Here is a 6342-nt window from a genome sequence, read left to right on the forward strand (position 1 = left end):
GATTATTATAACCTAACTACTTTAAAAAGGCGTCATTCGTCCTTTAGAAAGGAACATTTTGTTTTGTCCCAGACTCTTTTGTCTTATAAACGCTCCGAAATTTCAGCTGCGATGCTCTGTAGCTTTTCAGGTGTGTAGTCGCTTGTATGCTCTTTCCACACTGCACCAAAGCCGTCGCCTTCACCGTAGCGAGGAATAATATGCATATGATAATGAAACACAGATTGACCTGCTTTTTCACCGTTATTATTTAAAATATTGATTCCAACTGGCTCATATGTTTCTTTGATTGCCGTGGCAATTTGTGGTACGACTTCAAATAAATGACGAGCAATTTCAGGCGTAAGCTCATGAATATCTTTTTTATGTACTTTAGGAATAACAAGCGTATGGCCTTTTGTGACTTGGCTAATATCTAAAAATGCTAGTACATGTTCATTTTCAAACACTTTGGCACACGGAATTTCTCCGCGGATAATTTTACAGAAGATGCAGTTTTCATCGAGATTACTCATATTATTCACCCTTCTTTCATAAAAATAAAATAGCTTGTACGACTTAATTTTAGCATAAATAGAAGAGGAAAAAGAAGAGAACAGTAAAAAGCGAGATGCAATCGAATGATGCACCTCGCTATGAAGAAGGAAACAAAGCTTCTATTTCACTATATTGCGTTTAAGGAACACCTCATTTACGTAATAATGTGCCTAATTCATGTAAATTGTCTTCGACAAACACCTCATTCGACATTTTAATGACAAGCATTAACGTAGAATAAAACGTTTCTTCTCTTTGACAAACACCTCATTTAAGCAATTTGTAGAATGGATAAATAAATTGAACGAAGTCGTTCGTGGTCTTTGACAAACACCTCATTTACACAGTGATAAATGAACAATATTGTCTACCTTTTATAAATCAATTCCAATTACGCTCATGACTAACATCCCCTTATTATAACGCTTAACATAGGGCTTCATGATTAATGTCTGGTGTAGACACCTCATTTCAGATGTAGAAAGCTAATGTTGAACATCAACTGCTTTCCTTCTTCCCTAATTAGAATGTCCACGTAGTTAAAAACTTAAACTGGAAATATAATCCTTATTTTTGGTGGTTAAAAAAATGTATCCTTGAAGAAGATTTGGTACAATAGATAAAAATGAGCGGTTTGTCATCATTGCTATGTTGTATGGAACACTTTCATTTACCGCGTATGTCACGTTATTTTGTTTACTAAATTCACGTATTTAAAGGAGAATTCAATGAGTTTATTACAAATTCAACATTTAACTGGAGGATATACAAAAACGCCTGTATTAAAGGACGTATCTTTCGAGGTTAATGCAGGAGAACTAGTTGGGCTTATTGGCCTTAACGGAGCAGGTAAAAGTACAACCATTAAACATATTATTGGGTTAATGGAGCCAAAGAAAGGATCCATTGCTATTCATAATAAAACGTTTCAACAGGATTCAACCGGCTATCGTACGCAATTTACATTTATTCCTGAAACACCAATCTTATACGATGAGCTAACGTTAAAAGAACATTTAGATATGACGGCAATGGCCTATGGGTTAGATTCCAAAACGTATGAAGCTCGCTTAAAGCCGCTGTTAAAAGAATTTCGTATGGATAAAAAGCTGAAGTGGTTTCCAGCTCATTTTTCAAAAGGGATGAAGCAAAAGGTAATGATTATGTGTGCCTTTTTAGTTCAGCCTTCACTTTATATTATTGATGAACCATTTTTAGGGCTAGATCCACTTGGTATTCAGTCATTATTAGATTTAATGACTGATATGAAAAAGCAGGGAGCCGGCATTTTAATGTCTACGCATATTTTAGCCACAGCAGAGCGCTATTGTGACAAATTTGTTATTTTACATAACGGTCAAGTAAGAGCACAAGGAACGCTAGCGGATTTAAGAGCCCAGTTTAATAAGCCAAACGCAACGCTAGATGAAATCTATATTGAACTGACGAAGGAAGAGGACTATGAGTAGTATTGAAGGGCTGTGGCAGCAGCGATTTCAGCAGCATCTAAAAGATACGCGCCGCTATATGAAGTATATTTTTAACGATCATTTAAAGCTTGTGCTCGTGTTTGCCATTGGGGCAGCTGCTTATTATTATCAGCAGTGGTTAGATACGTTAACACCAGCTTTTCCATCAGCGTTTTTAATTGCAGTAATCATGAGTCTGGTACTCACGAGCGGTTCTATTCGTACGTTTTTAAAAAGGCCAGATTTAGTCTTTATGCTTGCGCTTGAATCAAAGCTACAGTTGTATTTTAAAAAGTCATTTTTTTATACGTTTTCCACATATATTTATGTGCTACTTATACTAACAGCCGCTGTTGCTCCGCTGCACGTAAAAGTAACGGACCAGACGTACTCAACGATTTTTACGCATTTAATTCTCTTGCTGATTTTAAAAGCAATCAATTTAAAAATGACGTGGTGGAGCGTTTATTTTGAAGAAAAGTACGCAAGGTGGATCGATTACCTTGTACGTTTCCTGTTAAATGGAGTGTTTGTTTATTTTCTATTTGTGGGATCTTATGCGTTTTTCCCCGCTGTTACAGGAGCTATTATTATCGGCTTAGCCCTATATTACCGTTCCCTTGTAAAAGCAAAGCCGTTGAAGTGGGAAACATTGATCGAGCTTGAAGAGCGGAGAGTGGCAATGTTTTATCGCTTGGCTAACTTATTTACGGATGTTCCGCAACTAAAGGAGCAGGTAAAGCGTAGGGCATACTTGGACACTATTCTAAAGAGTATCCCGTTTCAACAGCAGGCAACTCATCGCTATTTATATACGCGTACGTTTTTGCGCGCAGGAGATTATTTAGGTCTGCTAGTACGCTTGACGGTCATTAGCGGGTTAATTTTGATAGCGACTCCTTTTGCTTATGGAAATATTGTTATTGTACTGTTAACGCTTTATATAACAGGATTTCAAATCATGCCGCTATGGAAACATCATAAACAAGTTTTGTGGTTATCTCTGTATCCTCTTCAAGAGCAAACAAGAAGAGCAGCGTTTTTAAGCATTATTCGAAATGTCTTATTTTTGCAAGCAGCTTGTTTAAGTATTGTGGTAGCAGCTTCTAACTTGCTTGTTGGTTTGCTTGCTTTTGTTGCAGGTGGGCTATTTGTTCAATTTTTTGTTACTGCTTATATTAAGAAAAAAGCCATTGCATAAAAAAATCTGCCTCCTAGGGCAGATTTTTTTCGTTTGAGGATAATAACCGCAGACGATATACATTCATTGCAACCTGAGTGACATGATCAAGCAGGTGATAATTTGCAAAAGCACCAACAAAAGCGCCAAATCCAGGCATGAGCTGAAGCATTTTAATTACATCAATATAGTCACGATACTCTTGCTGAAAGCTTTTCCAATCGAGATTATGTTGAGACGATTGATTCCATTCCTGTATAAGAGCAAAGACTTCCGTTCGCTTTTCTTCGCTACAAAACGCAAGGTGAAAAATATATAAAATGAATAGCCGTTCGTCTTGCTTGCGGACGTCAAAACCGTAAATAGTAGCAATATCAAACAAACATTTCATCTTAATTGACAAAAAAAGAGGAAAGTCAGCTGCGCCTAACAACAGTCCGCCAGCGCCTGTTCCTGCCCCCTCAACGGCAGCAGTTTTACGATATTTAGAAATCGTTGCCTTAATTTCAGCTTCACGCTCTTCAAAGCTTAAATGGCGATTATAGTCCTTCTTTGTGGTAATGGTAGAGCCAATAATTGTGGTCTCTACCATTTTTTTTATGCTTTCCGTAATCATTTTATGAATGCTTTCTGGTACTTTTTTATTCAATTTATTTTGCAGCTGCTTGGCATTTCGCTGAAAGGCAGATGGGCGCTTTAACAGCGTAATCTTCCAGTGTTCTGCATCAGCCAACGCTCTTTGTTCATACTCAGTCATTCAGACACCCCTTTTTGAAAACCGCTTTTCTTATATACGAAGCAAGAGACAAAAAGTTTCTACCTATGCAAAGAAGCCTCCACACTCAATAGATGGAGGCGAACTAGTTAAGATGTAATGGATTCTGCTTTTTGTTCTTTAGATAAGTATTCAATTGCTGCTGTACCGAGTGTTTTTGAAGCGATTAACATCGCTTTTTCATTAAAATCAAACTTTGGATGATGATGTGGATAAGGAGTATCGACGCCTTCAGGCTGCGCTCCTGTGAAAAAGAATGTTCCTTTTATGTGCTGCAGATAATAAGCAAAATCTTCTCCACCCATTTGCGGTTCGGTTTCTTCCACTTTTTCCACTTCTGGAATTGTTTCTGCTACTTTTGCTAAGAACGCATTTTCTTCGCTATGATTGACAACGGCGGGGTAGCCGCGTTTAAACGAATAGTCATAGGAAGCATCAGCAGCTAAGCAGGTTCCCTGAATGATACGCTCAATTTCTCTTTCCATATCATTGCGTACATCTTCGCTAAACGTGCGAACTGTACCAACAAGCTTTGCTGAATCAGCAATTACGTTAAAGGCATTTTCCGCTACGAAAGAACCAACAGTAATGACGGCTGATTCAACTGGATTGACGCGTCTGCTGATAATTTGCTGCAAGTTAACCACGAGCTGAGAAGCAATGACAATTGCATCTTTGGTTTTGTGAGGTTGAGCACCGTGACCTCCAGCGCCTTTAATGGTAATTTCAAATCGATCCGCTGCCGCCATGAACGGACCGTTTCTGTGCTGAATGACACCTGTAGGGGTAACAGCCCATAAATGTGTGCCGAAAATCGCATCTACGCCATCTAAGCATCCATCTTCAATCATTGGTTTCGCTCCACCAGGCGCATATTCTTCAGCATGCTGATGAATGAACACAATCGTTCCTTCTAAGTGATCTTTTAACTGTTGAATGGATTTAGCGAGAACCAAAAGGGTAGCCGTGTGTCCATCGTGTCCACAAGCGTGCATTACGCCAGGAACAGTTGATTTATAGGGTACGTCTTTTTCATCTTGGATGGCTAAAGCATCAAAGTCGGCACGTAAAGCAACTGTTGGACCAGGCTTTTCTCCTTTAATCGTTGCGACGATGCCATTTCCACCAACGTTTGCTCGGTAAGGCACGCCAATTTTGTCATAAAAGCTACGGATATAAGTAGCGGTTTGGAATTCTTTGAAAGAAGGTTCAGGGTATTGGTGAAGATAACGTCTAATTTGGACCATTTCATCATAGCTTTTTTCTAGTAAAGAGTGTAGTTCTGAAATCATTAAGTCAGATCCTTTCATTGATAATAGCTGTTTGTAGAGTTTTTGTTAAATAAATAAATAGTTTAGAATTATTTGACATTTTATATTATATCAATATTTGATGAAAATGAAAACAAATGAAGCGTTCCCAATAAAAATTGATTGTACATTTGCTTTTGTTCGATGAATAATAGAAGGAGATAAATTTATACATGAGGAAGTGGCGTATGAAATATCGATTTATTCTTTTATTATTACTTGCACTGATGGGGATGTTTATAGGTGTCGTTATGACAATTAATGGACCGGTGCACGGCATAGATGCGTTCTTTCTAACCATTGCTACAAACATACATAATCATGAGCTGGTGATTCGAATTTTAGAAGTTACTTCATTTTTTGCTTCAAAGCCAATGATTATTATTCTATCCCTTTTACTTGTTGGAGTATTAGGTTTCAACAAGCGTGACACTGTAGGTGCTGTGACTGTACTGGCTTTTGTTTTAAGCGGTTATTTACTGAACAACGCCGTAAAAGCATGGATTGAACGACTACGTCCGACATTGGGAGTAGAGGGATACAGCTTTCCAAGTGGTCATGCCATGCTGGGTTTGATGCTTTATGGGTTTTTATTGTTTTTTATTATTTTTTATGTGAAGAATGAGACGGTTAGAAAGGCTTCAATTATCGTTTTTAGTTTACTGATTTTATTCATTGGTGTCAGTCGTTTCCTATTAGCTGAGCACTATATGACAGATGTTTTGGGTGGCTACTTACTAGGTGGTTTTTGGCTGACAGTGGGTTTGCTGTTTTATACGTTAGTAAAAGCTTATTTAACACCAACTGCTCCAATGAATTCAAAGCAATATATGGGATGAAAAAATCCTGGTCTAGATTATTAGACCAGGATTTTTATCGTATCCAAATTTAACTGTATTACTCATGCTTTATAAAAAATGTAAAATTTAAATAAGAAACATTGCTACGACGGTCGTGACAACTAATCCAATTGCCACGGGCTTTAAGTTTCTGCGCGCTAGCTCAAACGGACTCACACCACAGATAGCCGCAGCGGGGATCAATGCCCAGGGAATTAGCGTACCGCCGCCC

The 6342-nt window shown here is 38.1% G+C and carries 6 protein-coding genes; 3 read left to right on the forward strand and 3 right to left on the reverse strand.

Going from position 1 to position 6342, the window contains the following annotated elements; translation table 11 throughout:
• Positions 1-83: 83 nt before the first annotated feature.
• Complete coding sequence (locus BFL01S_RS18425) at positions 84-515, reverse strand: HIT family protein (protein ID WP_025907780.1); 432 nt, start codon at positions 513-515, stop codon at positions 84-86.
• Between the two features lie 750 nt (positions 516-1265).
• Between BFL01S_RS18425 and BFL01S_RS18430 the strand changes: the two genes are divergently transcribed.
• On the forward strand, positions 1266-2006 hold the full coding sequence (locus tag BFL01S_RS18430; protein WP_025907779.1) for an ABC transporter ATP-binding protein: 741 nt from the start codon (positions 1266-1268) through the stop codon (positions 2004-2006).
• Positions 1999-3207 carry an ABC transporter permease gene (locus tag BFL01S_RS18435; protein WP_061786590.1) on the forward strand — a complete coding sequence of 403 codons (1209 nt, stop codon included), beginning with the start codon at positions 1999-2001 and terminating at the stop codon, positions 3205-3207. Before BFL01S_RS18430 ends, BFL01S_RS18435 begins: the two co-directional genes overlap by 8 nt.
• Before the next feature lie 13 nt (positions 3208-3220).
• Here BFL01S_RS18435 and BFL01S_RS18440 read toward each other — a convergent pair whose 3' ends face one another.
• Positions 3221-3943 (reverse strand): EcsC family protein, encoded by a 723-nt coding sequence (locus tag BFL01S_RS18440; protein ID WP_061786591.1) that lies wholly within the window; start codon positions 3941-3943, stop codon positions 3221-3223.
• 107 nt (positions 3944-4050) lie between these two features.
• Entirely contained in the window at positions 4051-5253 is a 1203-nt protein-coding gene (locus tag BFL01S_RS18445; RefSeq protein WP_025907776.1) for a M20 family metallopeptidase, read from the reverse strand.
• Between the two features lie 191 nt (positions 5254-5444).
• Here BFL01S_RS18445 and BFL01S_RS18450 point away from each other — a divergent pair, with 191 nt between their 5' ends.
• Positions 5445-6110, forward strand: a complete 666-nt coding sequence (locus BFL01S_RS18450) for a phosphatase PAP2 family protein (RefSeq protein ID WP_061786592.1) — start codon at positions 5445-5447, stop codon at positions 6108-6110.
• Positions 6111-6342 lie beyond the last annotated feature (232 nt).

The sequence above is a fragment of the Priestia flexa NBRC 15715 genome (genome assembly GCF_001591565.1).
Classification (GTDB): domain Bacteria; phylum Bacillota; class Bacilli; order Bacillales; family Bacillaceae_H; genus Priestia; species Priestia flexa.